This window comes from uncultured Algibacter sp. (assembly GCF_963976535.1).
Taxonomy (GTDB): domain Bacteria; phylum Bacteroidota; class Bacteroidia; order Flavobacteriales; family Flavobacteriaceae; genus Algibacter_B.
Genome location: NZ_CAXBLF010000112.1, coordinates 1 through 3,915 on the forward strand (window position 1 = coordinate 1; position 3,915 = coordinate 3,915).

Annotated in this window: 4 protein-coding genes; 3 read left to right on the forward strand and 1 reads right to left on the reverse strand. The window is 31.3% G+C overall.

The genetic code is table 11. From position 1 onward, the window contains the following. The first annotated feature begins 52 nt into the window (after nucleotides 1-52). Genes AAC024_RS15765 through AAC024_RS15775 form a run of 3 tightly spaced genes read left to right on the forward strand, consistent with a single transcriptional unit; the run spans nucleotide 53 to nucleotide 2,962 of the window. The gene (locus AAC024_RS15765) at nucleotides 53-883 is read left to right on the forward strand and encodes a mechanosensitive ion channel domain-containing protein (protein ID WP_339896446.1); all 831 of its coding nucleotides are present in this window, start codon (nucleotides 53-55) and stop codon (nucleotides 881-883) included. Nucleotides 884-902: 19 nt separating this feature from the next. After that, nucleotides 903-1,796 carry a DUF6268 family outer membrane beta-barrel protein gene (locus tag AAC024_RS15770; RefSeq protein ID WP_339896447.1) on the forward strand — a complete coding sequence of 298 codons (894 nt, stop codon included), beginning with the start codon at nucleotides 903-905 and terminating at the stop codon, nucleotides 1,794-1,796. A 2-nt stretch (nucleotides 1,797-1,798) separates the two neighbouring features. Beyond that, entirely contained in the window at nucleotides 1,799-2,962 is a 1,164-nt protein-coding gene (locus tag AAC024_RS15775) for a sigma-54 dependent transcriptional regulator (protein WP_339896448.1), read from the forward strand. A gap of 33 nt (nucleotides 2,963-2,995) precedes the next feature. Here AAC024_RS15775 and AAC024_RS15780 read toward each other — a convergent pair whose 3' ends face one another. Next, nucleotides 2,996-3,733, reverse strand: coding sequence for a hypothetical protein (locus AAC024_RS15780; protein WP_339896449.1), 738 nt, complete (start codon nucleotides 3,731-3,733; stop codon nucleotides 2,996-2,998). Nucleotides 3,734-3,915: the final 182 nt, after the last annotated feature.

Here is a 3,915-nt window from a genome sequence, read left to right on the forward strand (position 1 = left end):
TATGGGAAGAAACCTAGTTATAAAGAGTTGATTAAATGGATAAAGTATTAATATGGAAAAAATAAAGAACATACTTAATTACACTTTCAATCTTACAAATGATATTAGTATTTCAGTAAAAGGCATATTGTTGGTTATTTCAGTTATTATCCTTACGTCCATTCTACTAAACACATTTAGAAAAATACTAACAAGACGCCTGCCAAATGAAGATAAAGCAAAGTTTAAAATATTATTTGGTTATGGTAAATGGATAGTTTACCTAATCATATTACTTCTTACCTTTCATGGTATTGGTGTTAATGTAACTGCTGTTTTTGCTGCATCTGCGGCGCTTTTAATTGGTGTAGGTTTAGCATTGCAAACCTTATTTCAAGATATTATTGCTGGAGTATTAATTTTAATAGACCAAACGATTCATGTAGGTGATATTATTGAGATTGATGGTAAAGTTGGACGGGTAGATGAAATAAAATTAAGAACTACAAGAGCAGTAACCATAGATAACAAAGTGCTTATTATTCCGCACCATTTATACCTTACTAATAGTTCGTATAATTGGACTCAGAATGGTTCAACAACTCGAGAATCGGTTGTAATTGGTGTTGCTTATGGTAGTGATGTGCAATTAGTAAAAAAACTACTTTTAGAAGCTGCAAATAATCATGATTTGATATTAAAACAACCAGCTCCTTATGTGTTCTTTACAAATTTTGGAGACAGTGCTTTAGAATTTAAATTAGTTTTTACTTTAAATGATAGTTTTCAAGGTGCCATCCCTAAAAGTGATTTGCGTTTTGAAATAGATAGACTATTTAGAGAACACAACATTAGTATACCATTCCCTCAAAGAGATATCCATATTATTCAAAAACCACAGTAAATTTAAAATCAATCGGCGAATGAATCATAGGATAAGAAAAGAAACGAGATGTGTATTGGTATTATGTTTCTTTTTTGTTTTTCAATTTTCAACAGCGCAACTCACAGATATAGCAAGATTAGAGTATTCGTTTATACCTCAGAGTAATTCAGAAGACCAGTATACGAGATTACGAGCGCTTTTAAATTATCCTATTGAAGTTAAGAATGATGCTTATCTTATAATTGGAGCAGAGTATAATCGTGTTTTTCTAAATTTAGAAGAGAATTATCCATTCGACACATCGGTTTTAGATAGAATTCATATCATAGATTTAAACATTGGTTATACCTTCAAATGGAATGAAAAGTGGCGGCTAGGAGCAAAGTTTAACCCTAGAATTGCTTCAACACTTACTAAGTCTTTAAACTCTGATGATTTTTTTATGAACGGAGGCGTTTTTTTAATAAATGATAGAACTAAAGATGAACGTTTAAAACGGCCCTATCGTTTAATTTTAGGATTAACATATAATGCAACTATAGGCTTGCCGTATCCGCTCCCATTTGTAAGTTATTATAGAGAAATTAATGAAAAATGGAGTTTCAATGCAGGAGTACCAAAGTCTAATTTAAAATATACGTTTAATAAAGAAAATAACATGCAAGCCTTTGTTGGGTTAGACGGCTATTTGGCTCACCTACAAGATGCTGTTATAATAAATGGACAAAATGTGGAACATATTTCATTATCTGTAGCCGTTGGCGGTCTTGGGTATGAATATTGCTTTACTAAACATTTAGTAGCTTATATGTACACAGGTTATACCTTTAGATTGAATAACGTATTACGAAACAAAAACAGAGATGAAGTTTTTAAATTAGATGATTTAAATGCATTCTATTTAAGAACAGGAATAAAATTTAAAATTTAAGTATGTCAAAAATATTAGTAATAGAGGACGAAGCGGCGATTAGACGTGTGCTTGTAAAGATTCTTTCAGAAGAAAATGAAGCTTATAAAGTAGATGAAGCTGAAGATGGTTTATTAGGTATAGAAAAAATAAAAAACGAAGATTTTGATTTAATACTTTGTGACATAAAAATGCCAAAAATGGATGGAGTTGAAGTATTAGAAGCTGTCAAAAAAATTAAACCTGAAATACCAATAGTTATGATTTCTGGTCACGGCGATTTAGATACCGCTGTAAACACAATGCGCCTTGGTGCTTTTGATTATATTTCAAAACCACCAGATTTAAATAGGCTTTTAAACACAGTTAGAAATGCTTTAGATAGAAAAGAATTGGTTGTAGAAAACAAAATTCTTAAGAAGAAGGTTAGTAAAAAATATGAAATGATTGGTGAAAGCGATGCCATTTCACAAATTATAGATATCATTGATAAAGTAGCACCAACCGATGCCCGCGTATTAATAACTGGACCTAACGGAACAGGTAAGGAATTAGTGGCTCACTGGTTGCACGAAAAGAGTGCACGTGCAAAAGGTAATTTAATTGAAGTGAATTGTGCAGCAATACCAAGTGAATTAATAGAAAGTGAGTTATTCGGACATGTAAAAGGAGCGTTTACAAGTGCTAATAAAGACAGAGCAGGGAAATTTGAAGCTGCCAACGGAGGCACTATTTTTCTTGATGAAATAGGAGACATGAGCTTATCGGCGCAAGCTAAAGTTTTACGTGCATTGCAAGAAAGTAGAGTGCAACGTGTAGGTAGTGATAGGGATATTAAAGTAGATGTGCGTGTTGTTGCAGCAACAAACAAGAATTTAAAAAAGGAAATTGAAGCAGGTCGATTCCGTGAAGATTTATATCACAGGCTAGCTGTAATTTTAATTAAAGTCCCAGCTTTGAATGACAGACGTGATGACATTCCATTATTGATAAAACACTTTTCTGAAAAAATAGCGAACGAACAAGGTACTGCTAAAAAAGTGTTTTCGGACAAGGCCATTAAACTGCTTCAAGAGTATGATTGGACAGGAAATATAAGAGAACTTAGAAACGTTATAGAACGCTTGATTATCCTTGGTGGAACTGAAGTTAGCGAGCAAGATGTTAAGATGTTTGCAAGTAAATAAAAAAGAAAAAAAACGGTCTGACAAAACTATGTTTTAATGACATGAATTTAATTCAGCCAAATAATTTGAAGCTAATGCTTTAAGGTTGTTTTTATAAAAACGCCTAATAGCTTCAATACTTTTTGTTGAAATATCTACAGGAGATTCAATGTTTTCTATAGTTCCATGGTTAAACCCGCAAATTTTTAATACTTCGTTGCATGTTTTAATGTTTGATGATATGGCATCATTATAAGAAAGAATTAATTGTTTCTTTTTAAGCGTTAATTCCTTTTCTTTCTGACGTGCTAATTTACTTATAATTTGTTTTTCTTTAAGTTTTAGTGCTTCTTGTTGCTGTTTTAATATCAATTGTTCATTTTCTAAATCGGAAAGTTCTTCGTTTTTAGCAGCGCTATTGTTATAGATAACTAAAGCACATTTGTCAATTTCAATAACACTTGCTTTACTAATATCTCTGGCGCGTTTTACATAAAAACGTCCATCTTCAAAAGTTGAAACATCCTCTACTTTTGCTAGTAACTCAATACCTTTATTGGCTAAATTTAGAGCAGTCTTACAACCACAAGTTTTTAATGTTATTTTTGAAAGTTTAAAAGATTCTACAGACCTATTAGCATAATATTTTAAATGGCTAATGTTATTAGAATCATAAGCATCCTTAACATGAGAATAGGCATTTACTAAATAGGAATTTGCATCGTCACAATTTGTTTGTCCATTAGAAATAAATGAGACTAATAAAACTAAAAGCAGATAATAGTTTTTCATTTTTTTTGGGTTGGTTACATAAATGGGAGCAACGAATGTATAAAAACAATACAACTTTAATGTGCAGTTGGTCGAAATTGTAAAAAGTAAATTAATGAGTAGTTTTAGTGTTCGGAAATTTTTAAGATCTTTATAAAAGTATCTATTCTAAGTTTTACATCGTCAGGAATTATTTCATTTTC

Bases quoted from the DNA above. Each gene is read 5' to 3' on its own strand.
- AAC024_RS15780 (WP_339896449.1), bottom strand. From the start codon at position 3,733: ATGAAAAACTATTATCTGCTTTTAGTTTTATTAGTCTCATTTATTTCT.
- AAC024_RS15765 (WP_339896446.1), top strand. From the start codon at position 53: ATGGAAAAAATAAAGAACATACTTAATTACACTTTCAATCTTACAAAT.
- AAC024_RS15770 (WP_339896447.1), top strand. From the start codon at position 903: ATGAATCATAGGATAAGAAAAGAAACGAGATGTGTATTGGTATTATGT.
- AAC024_RS15775 (WP_339896448.1), top strand. From the start codon at position 1,799: ATGTCAAAAATATTAGTAATAGAGGACGAAGCGGCGATTAGACGTGTG.